This is a genomic window from Streptomyces sp. NPDC004788, assembly GCF_053601115.1.
The window spans coordinates 1-15,444 of record NZ_JBSGBF010000052.1 but is presented as its reverse complement, the minus strand read 5'-3'; the positions used below and the strand labels follow the sequence as shown (position 1 = coordinate 15,444).

The 15,444-nt window shown below is 74.4% G+C and carries 15 protein-coding genes; 3 read left to right on the top strand and 12 right to left on the bottom strand.

Translation table 11 applies throughout. The annotated features are described in order from the left end of the window. Positions 1-114 precede the first annotated feature (114 nt). Together ACWEJX_RS22415 and ACWEJX_RS22410 are read right to left on the bottom strand one after the other, a co-directional pair. Entirely contained in the window at positions 115-1,182 is a 1,068-nt protein-coding gene (locus tag ACWEJX_RS22415) for a glycosyltransferase family 4 protein (RefSeq protein ID WP_451609181.1), read from the bottom strand. Positions 1,183-1,268: 86 nt separating this feature from the next. Continuing rightward, positions 1,269-2,030: a hypothetical protein gene (locus ACWEJX_RS22410; protein WP_451609180.1), complete on the bottom strand. Its 762-nt coding sequence runs from the start codon at positions 2,028-2,030 to the stop codon at positions 1,269-1,271. Positions 2,031-2,102: 72 nt separating this feature from the next. Between ACWEJX_RS22410 and ACWEJX_RS22405 the strand changes: the two genes are divergently transcribed. Continuing rightward, positions 2,103-3,125 carry an HNH endonuclease gene (locus ACWEJX_RS22405; protein ID WP_451609179.1) on the top strand — a complete coding sequence of 341 codons (1,023 nt, stop codon included), beginning with the start codon at positions 2,103-2,105 and terminating at the stop codon, positions 3,123-3,125. A 75-nt stretch (positions 3,126-3,200) separates the two neighbouring features. Here the strand turns inward: ACWEJX_RS22405 and recN are convergent, their stop codons facing one another. From recN to ACWEJX_RS22385, 4 genes are all read right to left on the bottom strand, one after another. Beyond that, complete coding sequence (gene recN / locus ACWEJX_RS22400; RefSeq protein WP_451609178.1) at positions 3,201-4,943, bottom strand: DNA repair protein RecN; 1,743 nt, start codon at positions 4,941-4,943, stop codon at positions 3,201-3,203. A gap of 240 nt (positions 4,944-5,183) precedes the next feature. Continuing rightward, positions 5,184-6,137 carry an NAD kinase gene (locus ACWEJX_RS22395; protein WP_451609177.1) on the bottom strand — a complete coding sequence of 318 codons (954 nt, stop codon included), beginning with the start codon at positions 6,135-6,137 and terminating at the stop codon, positions 5,184-5,186. Further along, complete coding sequence (locus ACWEJX_RS22390) at positions 6,134-6,949, bottom strand: TlyA family RNA methyltransferase (protein ID WP_451609176.1); 816 nt, start codon at positions 6,947-6,949, stop codon at positions 6,134-6,136. The genes ACWEJX_RS22395 and ACWEJX_RS22390 overlap by 4 nt, the downstream gene beginning before the upstream one ends. A gap of 7 nt (positions 6,950-6,956) precedes the next feature. Continuing rightward, positions 6,957-7,304, bottom strand: a complete 348-nt coding sequence (locus tag ACWEJX_RS22385; RefSeq protein WP_451609175.1) for a hypothetical protein — start codon at positions 7,302-7,304, stop codon at positions 6,957-6,959. A gap of 43 nt (positions 7,305-7,347) precedes the next feature. Between ACWEJX_RS22385 and ACWEJX_RS22380 the strand changes: the two genes are divergently transcribed. Continuing rightward, positions 7,348-7,695: an SCP2 sterol-binding domain-containing protein gene (locus ACWEJX_RS22380; protein ID WP_451609174.1), complete on the top strand. Its 348-nt coding sequence runs from the start codon at positions 7,348-7,350 to the stop codon at positions 7,693-7,695. A 31-nt stretch (positions 7,696-7,726) separates the two neighbouring features. Here the strand turns inward: ACWEJX_RS22380 and ACWEJX_RS22375 are convergent, their stop codons facing one another. The 4 genes from ACWEJX_RS22375 to ACWEJX_RS22360 form a co-directional block, all read right to left on the bottom strand. Further along, on the bottom strand, positions 7,727-8,545 hold the full coding sequence (locus ACWEJX_RS22375) for an ABC transporter ATP-binding protein (protein WP_451609173.1): 819 nt from the start codon (positions 8,543-8,545) through the stop codon (positions 7,727-7,729). A gap of 89 nt (positions 8,546-8,634) precedes the next feature. Beyond that, positions 8,635-9,687: a FecCD family ABC transporter permease gene (locus ACWEJX_RS22370; protein ID WP_451609172.1), complete on the bottom strand. Its 1,053-nt coding sequence runs from the start codon at positions 9,685-9,687 to the stop codon at positions 8,635-8,637. Then, on the bottom strand, positions 9,684-10,739 hold the full coding sequence (locus tag ACWEJX_RS22365) for a FecCD family ABC transporter permease (protein ID WP_451609171.1): 1,056 nt from the start codon (positions 10,737-10,739) through the stop codon (positions 9,684-9,686). The genes ACWEJX_RS22370 and ACWEJX_RS22365 overlap by 4 nt, the downstream gene beginning before the upstream one ends. 232 nt (positions 10,740-10,971) lie before the next feature. After that, a complete protein-coding gene (locus tag ACWEJX_RS22360; protein WP_451609212.1) occupies positions 10,972-12,087 on the bottom strand; it encodes an HAD hydrolase-like protein in 1,116 nt (371 codons plus the stop codon). A gap of 83 nt (positions 12,088-12,170) precedes the next feature. On the opposite strand from ACWEJX_RS22360, the gene ACWEJX_RS22355 reads away from it, so the two are divergent. Next, entirely contained in the window at positions 12,171-13,457 is a 1,287-nt protein-coding gene (locus ACWEJX_RS22355; protein WP_451609170.1) for a DUF1015 family protein, read from the top strand. A 74-nt stretch (positions 13,458-13,531) separates the two neighbouring features. Here the strand turns inward: ACWEJX_RS22355 and ACWEJX_RS22350 are convergent, their stop codons facing one another. Then, positions 13,532-14,305, bottom strand: a complete 774-nt coding sequence (locus ACWEJX_RS22350; RefSeq protein ID WP_451609211.1) for a hypothetical protein — start codon at positions 14,303-14,305, stop codon at positions 13,532-13,534. Positions 14,306-14,310: 5 nt separating this feature from the next. Next, on the bottom strand, positions 14,311-15,444 hold a 1,134-nt coding region (locus ACWEJX_RS22345), incomplete at its 5' end, for a hypothetical protein (protein WP_451609217.1).

The window sequence follows — 15,444 nt, the reverse complement described above, 5'->3', positions numbered from 1 at the left end:
GCCCACGGCCCGCACCCGGCGGAGGTTTGTGGGCCCCGCCCACCCGGCGGAGGTTTGTGGGCACCGCCCACACGGGCGGGGGCGGCGGTGGCGCGGCCCACCCAAGCGGCAGCGTCAGCGCCCCGTCAGCTCGTCGTACACGCTCAGTACGTGCGCCACCGTCTCGTCCTCCGTCGGCCACGTCCTCGCCTGCACCCGCCCCGCCGCCGCCAGGTCCATCCGCCGGTCGGTGTCGTCCAGGAGCCCCCGCACGGCCCGCGCCATGGCGGCGGCGTCCCCGTACGGCACGAGCTCCGCCGCGTCCCCCACCAGCTCCGGGACTCCGCCCACGGCCGTCGCGACGAGCGGCACGCCGAGCCGCAGCGCCTCCTGGGCGAGCAGGGAGCGGGCCTCCCAGCGAGAGGGAAGCACCGCGACGTCCGCCGCGGCGAGCAGCTCGGCGACGTCGTCGCGGCGCCCGATGAGCCGGACGCCCAGCGCCTCCGTCTCGATGCGCCGCTGGAGCGCGGCCCGTTCGGGGCCCTCGCCCGCGATGACGAGCAGCGGCTGCGGGTCCAGGTCCCGCCAGACCCGCGCCGCGTCGAGCAGCATCCCGTACCCGCGCCCCGGCTCCAGCGCGCCCACGGCCATCAGCAACGGCCGGTCGACGGCGCCGAGTTCGGCGCGGGCCTTGCCGTCGTGGAGACAGACGGGCGCGCGGCAGGCGGGAACGGTGACGGGGGCGAGGCGCGCGTCGCGGGCGCCGCGGCGGCGGGCGCGGTCGACGAGTTCGGAGGAGGTGCCGAGGACGACGGCCGCCGCCCGCGCGGCCCTTCGCTCCAGGAGCCGTGCGAGCCGGGCGCGGGCCCCGGCGAGCTGGCTGCGGGTGTGCCAGGTGGTGACGAGCGGGGTGCGCGGCCCGGGGCCGCCGGACAGCGCGAGCGAGGCCCGGACGGAGGCGTCGAGGTTGTGCGCGTGGACGACGTCGGCGCCGATGCAGGCGTTGCGCAGCGCGCCGACGCTCGCCACGGGCACGAAGCGTGCGCCGGCGCCCGCGAAGTCGTAGACGTGGTCGAGTTCGGGCGGGGCGCACACGGTCACCCGCACGCCCCTCGCCACGAGCCCCGAGGCAAGTGATCTGACGTGGGCGCTGCTTCCCGCGCTGCCGCCGCCCAGCACTTGGACCGTACGGAGCTGTGTCACGCGCCCAAGGATGCCAGTCCGTACGCACGTTCCGGCACCGAAGTGACGTCGTTGCCGTGTCGGCGACCCCAACTTACCGACGGGGATCACTCACACGAGTGAAGATCGCCCGAACTCGACCGGAACTCCGCCGAACTCGACCGGAACTCCCCGTACGCGGCGGCCGCGAGCAGCCCGGCCGCGTGGACGGCGAGCCCGGCCCGCCCGTTGGACGCGGCGACGGCCGTGCCGACGGCCGCGCCGAGGGCGTGGGCGCCGGTGTCGCCGAGCATGGTCCGCTCGGCCAGGTCGTCGGAGAGCACGGCCGCGACGGCGCCCATGGGGGCGGCGGCGACCGGCGTGCGCGGCAGCCCGGGCGCCGCGAGCCCGAGCACGACGAGCCCGGCCCGCCCCGGCCGTACGTCCACCAGGTTGACGAGGTGCGCGGTCCCGGCGACGACGACGCCGGCGAGCACCTTGTCGACCGCACGCTCCTTGAGCACCGCCCCGGCCAGCAGCCCGGCGGCGCCGATCCCGAACAGCTTGACGGCCCCGCTGGTCACCGCGCCGTCCCGCAACGCCGCCAGGTGCGCCCGGAACCCGCGCCGGTGGTCCCCGTACGCATCGTCGTACGCCCCGCACGCCCCCGCCACGAGCACCGCGAGCGCCCCCAGCGGGCTCCCGGCGGCGGCCGTCCCGGCCGCGGCCCCGAGCGCGGTCGCGGGCCCCGCGTGCAGACCGACGGCCCGCCCGGCGTGGTTGGTCCGCTCCCACCGCGGATCACGCAGCCGCCGCAGCCCCTCGTAGGCGACACGGGCCACGCCGGCGGCCACGGTGAGGGAGGCGGCCCTGCCGCGTGTCCTGATCATGGCGGTCAGCCTAATGACCTGTCAGTGGCGGCTGCCAGGCTGTCGAGGAGAGAGCACCACCTGGGAGGGGACATGGCGAAGAAACCGCGTCAGCAGACCCGGAGGCAGTCGGGCAAGGGGTCGGGGGCGGCGTCCGAGGGCGTGGCGATCTACCACGACATGAAGGTGTACGAGAACTTCGAGCGCTGCGCCCAGCGCCTCTTCGAGTGCGTGCGGATGGCGCAGAAGCAGTCTCCGGGGGCGCCGCGCATGCTGTTTCTGGACATCCAGGGCCACCGGAACTCGGCGGGGGGCTACGACCACGACGCCTACGAGCTGATGCGGGACTTCGGCATGGGCTATCTGCTGCAGTACCTGACCGAGCTCAGCACCCCGCTCTTCCACGTCCGCAACACCGGCCGGCAGCGCGACGACATCCCGCCGACCCTGGTGATCGGCTACCCCGACGACGGCAGCGACTACGGCTACGACGCGGGCAGGCTGGGTCTGAAGCCGCGCGAGAAGAACCCCGCCGAGCGCAGGTCCAAGCCCACGCTGAAGGCCATCACCGAGTACCTGGGCCTCGACGAGCCGGCCTGCCTGGTCTGCTGGGGGAAGCCGGTCGAGCGCTGCCATGTGGTGCCCGAGGCGCTCGGCGGATCGCTCGATGTGCGGAACTTCGCCCTGCTGTGCCCCACCCATCACGCCGAGGCACCCGACGTCGCCGACGCCGAGAGCTTCTGGGCCTGGGTCGACTACGCCGAGCTGCGGGACAGCCCGGACAAGTGGCTGGACGCGCCGGAGGAGTTGCGCACGTGGCTCGCGGAGCGCGGGGTGCGGGTCGGCACGCCCGCCCGGGAGCCGCAGTCCTTCTTCTCCGCGGTGAAGCGGGAACTGAAGGCGTTGTACGGCTGGACCGACGCGGACTTCACGTCGGCGGTCTGGGAGGAGCTCATGGAGGAGTTCCACACCGTGCTCGACTCGGCGACGGGCAAGCACTTCTCCATAGAGAAGAAGGTCTCGACCTACGCGTGGGCGTACGACGTGGCGCGCCGCCGGGTCGCCGGCGTTTCCGGGCCCGGCCAGGGGGTGGTGGCGTACATCCCCACCCCCTGAGCCCGAGCGAGCCCGAGCGAGCCCGGACCAGCCGACAGCGAACCCGGCGAGGCGAGCAGCAGCAGCAGCAGCGGATCAGCCGTCGGCGCGCGCCGCCGCCAGCAGTTCCTCGGCGTGCGCCCGCGCCGTCTCGGAGTCCTCCTGGCCGGCGAGCATCCGGGACAGTTCGCGGACCCGCTCCTCGCCTTCCAGGACGGTGACGCCCGAGCGCGTGACGGAGCCGTCGTTGGTCTTCTCGACCAGCAGCTGGCGGTCGGCGAAGGCCGCCACCTGCGGCAGGTGGGTGACGACGACGACCTGCGCGGTCCTGGCGAGCTTGGCGAGCCGGCGGCCGATCTCGACCGCCGCCTTGCCGCCGACGCCCGCGTCGACCTCGTCGAAGAGATACGTCGGCACCGGGTCCGTACCGGCGAAGACGACCTCGACGGCGAGCATCACCCGGGACAGCTCACCGCCCGACGCGCCCTTGGCGATCGGCCGCGGCGGCGCGCCCGGGTGCGGGGCGAGCAGCAGCTCGACCTCGTCGGCGCCGGACGGGGTGTACGCGACCCGGCGGCCACCCACCTCGACGCCGTCCGGGTCCTCGGTCTGCCGGATCGCGAACGACACCCGCGCGTGCGGCATGGCGAGCGAGGCGAGTTCGGCGGTGACGGCCTCGGCGAACCGGTCGGCCGCCTCCGTCCGCGCGTCGGTGAGCCGCTGGGCCAGCGCCGACAGCTCGTCGCGCAGCCGGTCGCGCTCGGCGGTCAGCTCCTCGATGCGCTCGTCGTCGCCGTCGAGCTCGGTGAGCCGGGTCGCGCTCTGCTCGGCCCACGCGAGCACGGCCGCGATGTCCTCGCCGTACTTGCGGGTGAGCTGGGTGAGCGCGGCGCGCCGTTCCTCGACGGCGGCGAGCCGGATCGGGTCGGCGTCGAGGTCGTCGGCGTACCCGGCGAGTTCCCCGGCCACGTCCGCCAGCAGGATGGAGATCTCCCCCATCCGTTCGGCGAGGGCGGCCAGCGCCGGATCGTGCGCCCGTACGGCTTCCAGGGCGCGGCCCGCCCCGGCCACGAGCGTCGTCGCGTCCACGGCCTCCGGGTCCTCGGGCTGTCCGGCGAGCGCCGCGTGCGCGAGCGCGGCGGCGGACGCCAGCGCCTCCGCGTGCCCGAGCCGCTCCGCCTCGGCGGCCAGCTCCACGTCCTCACCGGGCCGCGGCTCCACCGCCTCGATCTCCCCGAGCCCGAAGCGCAGCAGATCCGCCTCCTGCGCCCGCTCCCGGGCCCGCGTGGTGATCTCCTCCAGCTCGGCGCTGACGGCCCGCAGCCGCTTGTACGCCTCCGTGTACGCGGCCAGCGGCACGGCCACCGCCTCGCCCGCGTACCGGTCGAGCGCCCCGCGCTGCCGGGCCGGCTTCAGCAGGCCCTGCTGGTCCGTCTGGCCGTGCACGGCCACCAGCTCGTCGGCGAGCTCCGCGAGCACGCCCACGGGCACGGACCGACCGCCCAGGTGCGCACGGGAGCGTCCTTCGGCGGACACGGTACGGGTGACGAGCAGCGCGCCGTCGTCGAGCTCCGCCCCCGCCTCCTCGGCCCGCGCCACGACCGGCGCGCCCGGCGGCAGCGTGATGCGCCCCTCGACGACGGCCGACCCCGCCCCGATCCGCACGAGCGCCGGATCGGCGCGCCCGCCGAGCAGCAGCCCGAGGCTGGTCACGACCATGGTCTTGCCCGCACCGGTCTCGCCCGTCACCGCCGTGAACCCGGGCGACAGCTCGACGACGGCGTCGTCGATGACACCCAGCGACCGTATCCGCATCTCCTCCAGCACGCCCCAGACCATACGAGGTTTTCCCCGCCTGGTGCCACGTCGCCCCCACCCAGCGGTGAATGTGCTGGTCGGCGACGTGACGCGTGCCTCTTCGGTTGCCGGCTCGTTGACCCGTGCGGCTCCCCGCCGCGACGGGGACGGCCCGGTCCCGCCGTGTGGGCCGGGATACGGATGTGGTGCTCCCCGCGCATGCGGGCATCGAGGTGCGCCCGCGACCGGGCACGGTGCCGGGCCACGGCGGCCCGGCACCGGTCAGTGCGGCGCCCCCCGCCACCCCGACACCGGCAGGGCGAACTTCGCCACCAGCCGGTCCGTGAAGGACGCGTGGTGGAGGCGGGCCAGGCGGACCGGGATCGCGCCGCGGCGGATCTCGACGCGGGCACCGGCCGGGAGTTCCACCGTGCGGCGGCCGTCGCACCACAGGACGCCGTGCGGGGTGTGCGGTTCGACCTCGACGGCGAGGACCGAGTCGGGTGTGGTGACGAGCGGCTTGGCGAACAGCGCGTGCGCGCCGATCGGGACCATGAGGAGCGCCTCGACCTCGGGCCAGACGACCGGGCCGCCGGCGGAGAAGGCGTACGCGGTCGAGCCGGTCGGGGTCGCGCAGATGACGCCGTCGCAGCCGAAGCCGGTCACCGGACGTCCGTCGATGGCGAGGACGACCTCCAGCATCCGTTCCGGGGACACCTTCTGCACGGCGGCCTCGTTGAGCGCCCAGTCGCGGTGCAGCACGTCGCCGTTCTCGTACACGGCGACGTCGAGCGTCATCCGCTCCTCGACCTCGTACGCCCGCGTGACGACCCGGTCGACGACCTTGTCGAGGTCGTCGCGCTCGGCCTCGGCGAGGAAGCCGACCCGGCCCAGGTTGACGCCGAGCATCGGCACGCCGGAGGCGCGGGAGAACTCGGCGCCGCGCAGCAGCGTGCCGTCGCCGCCGAGGACGACGAGGAGTTCGCAGCCGTCGAGCGCGTCGGGGCAGCCCTCCGGGACCTGCTCGACGGACGGCGGCAGCGGCAGGTCGGCCGCCTCCGCCGCCAGGACGCGGACGCCCAGGCCGCTGCGCAGCAGGCCGAGGACGACGAGTTCGGCGCTGCGCACGGCGGCCGGTCGGCCGGTGTGCGCGAGCAGGAAGACGGTACGGCTCCCGTCCCCGTCACCCCGCTTGCTCTCGGTGTTTTCGGTTGACGTGCTCGAAGGTGTGCTCAACGAGGTCCTTCCGCCACGGCGCGGTCGACTTCCGCCGGATCGAGGGCGGGCGCCCCGGCCCGCAGCCACAGAAAGTACTCGACGTTGCCGGACGGGCCGGGCAGCGGGCTCGCGGTGACGCCGACGACACCGAGGCCGAGCTCGCCGGCCCGCCGGGCCACGTTCTTGACGGCGTCGGCGCGCAGTTCGGCGCTGCGCACCACACCGCCCGAACCGAGCCGCTCCTTGCCGACCTCGAACTGCGGCTTGACCATGAGCACCAGGTCCGCGTCGGGCGCGGTGCAGGCGACCAGGGCGGGCAGCACGAGCCCGAGCGGGATGAAGGAGAGGTCGCCGACGACGAGGTCGACGGGGATGCCGTCGATGTCGTCGAGGGTCATCTCCCGCACGTTGGTGCGGTCCTTGACGGTGACCCGCTCGTCGCTCTGCAGCGACCAGGCCAGCTGCCCGTAGCCGACGTCGACGGCCACGACATGGGCGGCGCCGGCGCGCAGCAGCACGTCGGTGAAGCCGCCGGTGGAGGCGCCCGCGTCGAGCGCGCGCCGGCCCTCGACCCGCAGCCCCCGCGGCACGAACGCGGCGAACGCGCCGGCCAGCTTGTGGCCGCCGCGCGACACGTAGTCGGGGTCGGTGTCGTCCTGCGCGACGACGATGGCCGCGGCGGTCTCGACCTGGGTGGCGGGCTTGGTGGCGACGGTCTTGCCGACGGTCACCCGACCCGCGGCGATCAGCTGGCTGGCGTGCTCGCGCGACCGCGCCAGCTTGCGCCGTACCAGCTCGGCGTCGAGACGGCGGCGTGCCGGTCCTGCCACGTTCGGTTCAGCTCCTGTTGTCGTACGGACGGGGTGCGGGGGCGGGCGCGGCGTCGAGCGCGGTCAGCTCGGCGCGCAACCCACGGTGTACATCCTCGTACACGTCGAGGTGTCCGTCCGCCGTGAGGTCGTCCGCGGCACCGAGCCGGTCGAGGAGCGCGTCGACGGCAGGGCGTCCGGTGGGCGTCCGTACGACCCCGAGCGGCGCGGGCCCGGCGGCCTCGTACGGGTCGCCCTGCGCCGGCTCGTCAGGCACTCCGCCCGGGACCGGTGCCGGGACCAGGACCGGGGCCTGGGCCTGGGCCTGGGCCGGAGCCTGGGCCGGGGCCGGGGCCTCGGGTGTCGCATCGCTCATGCCCCGACGCTACATCGAAGCCCTGGGGTACCGTCGACCCACGATGGCGACGATCACCGAGTGCCGTGCGGCACTGAGCAGGCTTTCGGACAACCTGGCGCGGGCCGACGGCGACGTGCGCGGCGCCGCCGCGCTCGACCGCACCCTCAGCTGCCACCTCACCGACCTGGACACGACCTTCACCGGGCGCATGGCCGAGGGCCGTATCGAGGTCGAGGACACGGTCCCGGGCCCGCCCCGCGAGAAGGCGCAGATCCGCCTCCGGATGACCGGCGACGACCTGGTGGCGATGGTCGACGGCCGGCTGAACTTCGCCAAGGCGTGGGCCTCGGGCCGGGTGGGCCTGGAGGCCGGGTTCCGCGACCTGCTCCGGCTCCGCTCCCTCCTCTGAGCCGCCTGAGGACCCGTCCGCCCGACAAGCCCTAGCGGGACTGCAGTGCGGGCCTGCGCGCCTTCCGGCCCGCCGGCACGACCAGCGGCGTCCCCGTCTCCGGGTCCTCGATGACCTGGCAGCGCAGCCCGAAGACGTGCTCGACCAGCTCGGCCGTGACGACCTCGCCCGGCGGGCCCTCGGCGACGACCTCGCCGTCGCGGCAAGCGATGAGGTGGGTGGCGTACCGGGCCGCGTGGTTGAGGTCGTGGAGGACGGCGACGAGCGTGCGGCCCTGGGTCTCGTGGAGTTCGGCGCACAGGTCGAGGATGTCGATCTGGTGCTGGATGTCGAGGAAGGTCGTCGGCTCGTCGAGCAGCAGCAGCGGCGTCTGCTGGGCGAGGGCCATCGCGATCCAGACCCGCTGCCGCTGGCCGCCGGACAGCTCGTCGACGTACCTCTCGGCGAGTTCGGCGACGCCCGTCGCGGCCATCGACTCCTGGACGACCCGCTCGTCCTCGGGCGACCACTGGCGAAGGAGCCCCTGGTGCGGGTAGCGGCCGCGGGCGACGAGGTCGGCGACGGTGATGCCGTCGGGCGCGACGGAGGACTGCGGAAGCAGCCCGAGGGTCCGGGCGACCTGCTTCGCGGGCATCGAGTGGATCGCCTGTCCGTCCAGCAGCACCCGTCCCCGCGTCGGCTTGAGCATCCGGGACAGCGCGCGCAGCAGCGTGGACTTGCCGCAGGCGTTGGGGCCGACGATGACGGTGAAGGAGTGGTCGGGGATCGCGACGGACAGATCGCGGGCGATGACCCGCTGGTCGTAGGCGAGCGTGACCGACTCGGCGCTCAGCCTCGGCGACTGCTGCATACCCTTGCTCCTGATCGTGTTCTCGGTGGTCGTACCCGGCCCGGCCATACCCGGCCCGCTCGTACGCGACCCGGCCGTACCCGGCCCGGTCATACCCGCCCCGCCCTGCGCTCGCCGACGAGCAGCCACAGCAGGTAGCACCCGCCGAGCACCCCCGTCACCACACCCACCGGCAGCTGCCGCTCCCCGAACGCGTGCGTGGCGGCCCAGTCGGCCACGAGCAGCACCGCCGTACCCATCAGCGCGGAGGCGGCCAGGTTCGGTCCGGGCGAGCGGGTCAGCCGGCGGGCCAGCTGGGGCGCGCTGAGCGAGACGAAGACGATGGGGCCGGCGGCGGCGGTGGCGACGGCCACGAGCAGCACGGCCGCGCCCATGAGCACGATGCGGGTCCGCTCGACCTTCACGCCGAGCGCGTACGCCGCGTCGTCGCCCATCTCCAGCATCCGCAGCGCCCGCCCGTGCCCGAGGATCAGCGGCAGCAGCGCACAGCTGACGCCGAACAGCGGCCAGAACTGGTCCCAGTCCCGCCCGTCCAGCGAGCCGGTCATCCACACCACCGCGCGCGTCGCGTCGACGAGCTGTCCCTTGGTGAGCAGGTAGTGGATGACGGCGGTGAGCATCGCGGCGGCGCCGATGCCGACGAGGACCAGGCGGTAGCCGTGCACCCCGCGCTTCCAGGCGAGCAGATAGATCGCGACGGCCGTGACGAGTCCGCCGGCGATCGCGCCGCCGGCCGCGGCCAGGGCGCTGCCCTGGAAGAGGATGATGACGACGAGCGCGCCGACCGTGGAGCCCTGCCCGAAGCCGATGAAGTCGGGGCTGCCGAGCGGGTTGCGGGAGATCGACTGGAAGACCGCGCCGCCGATGCCGAGCGCGGCGCCGACGAAGACGCCGACGAGGACGCGCGGCAGCCGCAGGTCCATCACGGCGAACTCCTGCACGGGCGTGCCGTTGCCGAGCAGCGTGCTGACGACGTCGCTCGGGGCGAGCGGGAAGTCGCCGCTGCCGATGAGCACGACCGCCGCGCCGAGCGAGAGGACGAACAGGCCGAGGACGCCGAGGAGGGCCCGCGGCTCGTAGCGTACGGAGAGACCGCCGCGTGCGGAGGGACCGCCGCCGATCCGCAAGGTCTTGGTCGTCACAGCTGGGCCATCCTCTTGCGGCGGACGAGGTGGATGAAGACGGGTCCGCCGATGAGCGCGGTGACGATGCCGACCTGGAGCTCGGCGGGGCGGGTGACGACGCGTCCGATCACGTCGGAGCCGAGGAGGAGGACGGGCGCGAGCACGGCCGCGTACGGGAGGATCCACCGCATGTCGGGCCCGGTGATCGAGCGCACGATGTACGGGACCATCAGGCCGAGGAACACGATCGGCCCGCAGGCCGCGGTCGCCGCGCCGCACATCAGGGTCACGGCCGCCATCGCGGTGATCCGGGTCCGGTTGAGGTGCGCGCCGAGGGCGCGGGCGGTGTCGTCGCCCATCTCCATGGCGTTCAGCGGCCGGGCGATGAGCAGCGCGAGGACGGCGCCGACGAGGATGAAGGGGGCGACCCGGGCGACGGTGTCGGCGTTCGCGGAGGCGAGCGAGCCGACGGTCCAGAAGCGCAGCCGGTCCAGCGCCGCGGAGTCGAGCAGCTGTACGGCGTTGACGTAGCCGTAGAGGGCGGCGGTGGCCGCGGTCCCGGCGAGTGCGAGCCGCACGGGCGTGGCGCTGCGGCTGCCGCCGAGGACGTACACCAGGACGGAGACGACGGCGGCACCGGCGAACGCGAACCACACGTACGCGTCGACGTCCGTGATCCCGAAGAAGGCGATCGCGGAGACGACGGCCGCGGCGGCGCCGGCGTTGACGCCGAGAAGTCCGGGCTCGGCGAGCGGGTTGCGCGTGAGGCCCTGCATGACGGCGCCGGACAGGCCGAGGGCGAGTCCGACGAGCAGCCCGAGCAGGGTGCGGGGCACCCGGAGGTCGTGGATGACGACGTCGTTGCGGATACCGCTGTTGTGGAACAGGCCGTGCCACACGTCGGCGAGCGGCACCGGCTTGGCACCGATCATGATGCTCAGGACACAGACCAGCAGCAGGACCCCGACGGCCGCGACAAGACCCACGGCCCGCAGCGAGTTGCGGCGCGCCGGTTTCCGGTCAGGGCCAGTCGGCTCCGCGCTCACACGGGAGGGACTCTCGACCAACACGAGGTTAGGTTAGCCTACCCTGACCCTCGTACGAGACGGGGTGCGCCCCGACGGGGCGTACAGCCCGGGGCCACGCCCCCGAGCCCGCACCGGACGGGGCGCGCCCTCCCGAGGGGGCGGCACAGCCCCAGGGGCCACGCCCCGAGCCCGCACCGGACGAGGTGCGCCCGCCCTCCCGACGGGGCGTACGGCCCCGGGAGCCACGCCCGAGCCCGCACCCCGCGCGCATCGCTCACACCAGGCCGAGCCGCTCCAGCGCCTTCGTCGCGTCCAGGCCACACGCCCCGGCGCCCGCCTCCGTCCAGGCCGCCGCGCACAACGCCCGTACCCCGTCCAGCGGATCAAGAGCGCCGGCCGCATCCGCCCCGTCGCCGTCCCCGTCCCCGTCCCCGTCCCCGGTGGTGTCGAGCAGCAGCGCTCCCCCGCTCACCGACGCCGTCCAGCCGCCGCACCAGAACGCCCCGTCCCCGCCGTCGGCCACCTCCGGCTGCGGCACGAGCAGCCCCCGCAGGTCCGCCGCCACATACGTCGGACGGTGCTCCGGCACCGCCGCGAGCAGCCGCGCCACGTCCGTCACCCCGGTCAGCACCAGCAGCGAGTCGACGCCGCCGTTGAAGGCCCCCTCGATGTCCGTGTCCAGCCGGTCCCCGACCACCAGCGGCTTCTCCGCCCCGGTCCGCAGCACCGTCTCGCGATGCATCGGAGGCAACGGCTTGCCCGCGACCTTCGGCTCGGCACCCGTCGCGATCCGGACAACCTCGATCGCCGCGCCGGTGCCCGGCCCGATCCCCCGCGCGGTGGGCACCGTCAGGTCGGTGTTCGACGCGTACCAGGGCAGCCCGCGCCCCACCGCGTAACTCGCCTCCGTGAACCGGCTCCACGGCGTCTCCGGGCCCCCGTAGCCCTGCACCACCGCCACCGGGTCGTCGTCCGCCGACTCCACCGGCACCAGGCCGCGCTCGATCAGCGCCACCCGCAGCCCCTCGCCGCCGATCAGCAGGACCCGCGAACCCGGCGGCACCTCGTCGGCCACCAGCCGGGCCACCGCCTGCGCCGAGGTGATCACGTCCGCCGGCCCCGTCGGCAGCCCCAGCTCCGTCAGATGCGCCGCCACCGTGTCCGGCGTCCGCAGCGCGTTGTTGGTGACGTACGCCAGGTGCATCCCGACCCCGCGGGCCGCCTCAAGGGCCTCGACGGCGTACGGGATCGCGTTCCCGCCCGCGTAGTAGACGACCCCGTCCAGGTCGAGCAGCGCCGTGTCGTACGCCTCGCTCAGCGCGCGCGCACTGCCACCCGGCCGGTTCCTGCCCTGGCGGCCGTCCTGCCGGTCCTGGCCGAATCCCGTCATCGTCATGTACTCCTCACATCGCCCAGGCAAATCCCCGCTCCCCCGATCATCGCTCATGGCCACCGCCCACATACGATGACGAGATGAACACCTCAGGTCACGCGGCCGACGACGTCCGCGCCCCCGGTCTCCGCCTGAGCCCCTTCCGGGGCCTCAGGTACGTCCCCGAACGGGTCGGCAGCCTCGCCGCCGTGACCTCCCCGCCGTACGACGTGGTCGTACGGCCCGACGGACTGCACCACCTGGAGTCCCTCGACCCGCACAACATCGTCCGGCTGATCCTCCCGCAGGCCATCACCGCCGGCACCCGGCACCGCAAGGCCGCCGTGACGCTCGACCGCTGGCTCGCCGACGGCATCCTCGCCCCGGACCCCGAGCCCGCGCTCTACGTCTACGAGCAGCAGGGCGAAGGCATCCTCCAGCGCGGCCTCATCGGAGCCCTCGAACTCTCCACCCCCGGCGAGGGCACCGTCCTCCCCCACGAGGACGTCATGCCGCACGTCGTCGAGGACCGCGCCGCCCTCATGCGCACCACGGCCGCCAACCTGGACCCGCTGCTCCTCACCTACCGCGGCGACGGAGACGGCGCGGGCGCCGTCGTCGACCGCGTCGCCGAGCGCGAGCCGCTGCTCTGCACCACCACCGAGGACGGCATCCGGCACCGCCTCTGGGCGGTCACCAACCCGGCCGACCTCACCGCCGTCGCCACCGAACTCGCCCGCCACCAGGCCCTCATCGCCGACGGCCACCACCGCTGGGCGACCTACCTCCGGCTGCGCGACGAGCACGCCGCGCCCGGCCCCTGGAACCGCGGCCTGGTGCTGCTCGTCGACACCGTCCGCTACCCGCTGCGGGTCCGCGCCATCCACCGCCTGCTCAGCCGGCTCCCGGTTGCCGACGCGCTGGCCGCCGTCGGCGACAGCTTCCGCGTCACGCGGATAGACGGCCCGCTGTCCGCCGCCCAGGAGGCCCTGGCCGCCGCGGCCGCGAAGGGCAACGCTTTCGTCCTCGCCGGCGACGGCGCCTTCCACCTCCTCGACCGCCCCGACCCGAAGCTCCTCGCCCGCACGGTCCGCGGCGACCGCCCCGAGCTCTGGCGCACCCTGGACGCCACCGTCCTGCACGCCACCCTCCTCGACCACGTCTGGCACATCCCGGACGACCCCGAGGACATCGCCTACATCCACGACACGGCCGCCGCCGTCGCCCAGGCCGAACGCCGCGGCGGCACGGCGGTCCTGATGCACCCGGTGAAGGAGGAGGTCGTACGGGACCTGGCCCGGCAGGGCGTCACGATGCCCCGCAAGTCGACCTCGTTCGGCCCGAAGCCGGCGACGGGCCTGGTGCTGCGGAGCCTGGCGCTGGACTGAGCCTCCTGGACGCCTGGATACGCCGAAGGGCGGCACCCCTGGTGGGGTGCCGCCCTTCGTACGTGCGCGGGACGTCAGCTCTTGCTGTCGTCCTCGGTGCCCTCGGAGTCCTCGGAGCGCTCGGAGTCCTCGCCCTGGGCGTCCTCCTGGACGTCCTCCTCGTCCGAGTCGTCGAACGCGTCGACGAACTCGACGCCGTCCAGCTCGGCGAGGCGGTCGGAGGCGTCGGTGGAGCCGTCCTTGTCGGCCTCAAGGGCCTTCGCGAACCACTCGCGCGCCTCCTGCTCGCGGTCGGCCGCGAGCAGCGCGTCGGCGTACGCGTACCGCAGGCGCGCCGTCCACGGGTGGTTGGCGCTGGACGCCAGCTCGGGGCTCTGCAGGGTCACGATGGCCGCGTCGAGCTGGCCCATGTCCCGGCGGGCGCCGGCGGCCACCAGCCGCATCTCGACCTGCCCGGCCTTGTCCAGCTTCTGCACCTCGGGCTCACCGGCCATGGCGAGGGCCCGCTCCGGCCGGCCCAGACCGCGCTCGCAGTCCGCCATGACGGGCCACAGCTCCACGCTGCCGGTCATCCGCCGGGCGGCCCGGAACTCGGCCAGCGCCTCGGAGTACTTCTGCGTCGCGTACGCGGCGAAGCCGGCCGCCTCACGGACGGCGGCGACACGGGACGCGAGACGCAGCGCGATGCGCGAGTACTCGTACGCCTTCTCCGGCTCGTCGTCGATCAGCTGGGCGACCATGACGAGGTTGCGGGCGACGTCCTCGGCGAGACCCTTGGGCAGGCTCATCAGCTCCTGCCGCACGTCCGGGTCGATCTCCTCACCGGTGACCTCCGGCGGGATCGGCAGGCGCTTCAGCGGCGCCCGGTCCCCGCGGTCCTCACGGCGGAACGACGGACGCTCGTCCCGGCCACGGTAGCCGCCCCGGTCGTCACGACCCCGGTAGCCACCGCCACGGCTGTCGTCACGCCGGTCGTCACGGCGCGGGTACGACGGACGGTCGTCCCGCCCACGGAACCCGCCGCCACCACGCCGGTCGTCCTCACGCCGCGGGCCACGGGGCCGCTCGTCACGGCGGTCGTCGCGCCGGTCGTCACGACGGGGGTACGACGGACGGTCGTCACGGCGGTCATCCCGCCGGTCGTCGCGACGGTCGTCACGGCGCGGGTACGCGGGACGGTCGTCGCGGCCGCGGTAGCCGCCGCCACGGTTGTCATCACGCCGGTCGTCACGACGGGGGTACGACGGACGGTCGTCGCGACGGTCGTCACGTCGGTCGTCGCGGCGGTCGTCGCGGCGCGGGTACGACGGACGGTCGTCACGGCGGTCGTCACGTCGGTCATCGCGACGGTCGTCGCGGCGCGGGTACGAGGGACGGTCGTCACGGCGGTCGTCACGGCGCGGGTACGCGGGACGGTCGTCGCGGCCGCGGTAGCCGCCGCCACGGTTGTCATCACGCCGGTCGTCACGACGGGGGTACGACGGACGGTCATCCCGGCGGTCATCCCGCCGGTCGTCACGACGGTCGTCACGGCGCGGGTACGCGGGACGGTCGTCGCGGCCGCGGTAGCCGCCGCCACGGTTGTCATCACGCCGGTCGTCACGACGGGGGAACGACGGACGGTCATCCCGGCGGTCGTCCCGCCGGTCATCGCGACGGAAGCCACCGCCGCGGTTGTCGTCCCGGCGGTCATCACGGCGGTCGTCGCGGCGGTCGTCACGGCGGGGGTACGAGGGACGGTCATCGCGGCCGCGGTAGCCGCCTCCGCCACGGTTGTCGTCACGACGCGGCCCACGGAAGCCGCCCCGGTCGCCACCGTCGCGGCGGCGCGGCTCACGCTCCGGACGGTCGTCGGGAGAGTTGGTGGACATCGACGTGACTCCTGTCTTCGGGTACTGCAGTCATTCTCGCGCAGCCGGCACACCGCCGCGCGTTCCAACAAATTCAAGGAAAAACAAAAGGACCCCTGGTCCCAGCGTGAACGCTG

What these genes read in the sequence shown, in the direction of transcription:
- recN (WP_451609178.1), bottom strand. Translation starts at nt 4,943, where the DNA reads ATGGTCTGGGGCGTGCTGGAGGAGATGCGGATACGGTCGCTGGGTGTC.
- ACWEJX_RS22385 (WP_451609175.1), bottom strand. Translation starts at nt 7,304, where the DNA reads ATGAGCGATGCGACACCCGAGGCCCCGGCCCCGGCCCAGGCTCCGGCC.
- ACWEJX_RS22355 (WP_451609170.1), top strand. Translation starts at nt 12,171, where the DNA reads ATGAACACCTCAGGTCACGCGGCCGACGACGTCCGCGCCCCCGGTCTC.
- ACWEJX_RS22405 (WP_451609179.1), top strand. Translation starts at nt 2,103, where the DNA reads ATGGCGAAGAAACCGCGTCAGCAGACCCGGAGGCAGTCGGGCAAGGGG.
- ACWEJX_RS22375 (WP_451609173.1), bottom strand. Translation starts at nt 8,545, where the DNA reads ATGCAGCAGTCGCCGAGGCTGAGCGCCGAGTCGGTCACGCTCGCCTAC.
- ACWEJX_RS22410 (WP_451609180.1), bottom strand. Translation starts at nt 2,030, where the DNA reads ATGATCAGGACACGCGGCAGGGCCGCCTCCCTCACCGTGGCCGCCGGC.
- ACWEJX_RS22380 (WP_451609174.1), top strand. Translation starts at nt 7,348, where the DNA reads ATGGCGACGATCACCGAGTGCCGTGCGGCACTGAGCAGGCTTTCGGAC.
- ACWEJX_RS22360 (WP_451609212.1), bottom strand. Translation starts at nt 12,087, where the DNA reads ATGACGGGATTCGGCCAGGACCGGCAGGACGGCCGCCAGGGCAGGAAC.